The sequence below is a fragment of the Vibrio sp. S457-15 genome (assembly GCF_000960545.1).
GTDB classification, from domain to species: domain Bacteria; phylum Pseudomonadota; class Gammaproteobacteria; order Enterobacterales; family Vibrionaceae; genus Vibrio; species Vibrio parahaemolyticus.
Genome location: NZ_JYOQ01000166.1, coordinates 1 through 380, shown reverse-complemented (window position 1 = coordinate 380; position 380 = coordinate 1). Strand labels below are relative to the sequence as shown.

General features: G+C 46.1%; 1 pseudogene. It reads left to right on the top strand.

The annotated features are described in order from the left end of the window. Nucleotides 1–305 (top strand): annotated as a pseudogene (gene secY / locus UF05_RS17070) (preprotein translocase subunit SecY); the annotation flags it as partial. Nucleotides 306–380 lie beyond the last annotated feature (75 nt).

Genomic DNA, 380 nt, shown 5'->3' with positions numbered 1-380 from the left:
GATTCAACCCGCGTGAAACAGCAGATAACTTGAAGAAGTCGGGAGCAGTCGTACCCGGTATCCGCCCAGGTGATCAGACAGCGAAGTACATCGATAAAGTGATGGCACGTCTTCTCGTTACTGGTGCACTGTACATTACCTTTATCTGTTTGATTCCCGAGTTCATGATGGTCGCGTGGAACGTACGTTTCTTCTTCGGCGGTACATCACTACTAATCGTAGTTGTTGTAATTATGGACTTTATGGCACCGGTACAAACTCATCCTACGTTTCAACAGTATGATCTGCATCTTATACACATTTGACGATGCCGACGAAGCGGAAAGTGTCGATCTCGGTAGCGCTCCGCTGATTATTAATACACCACACATATAACGAGT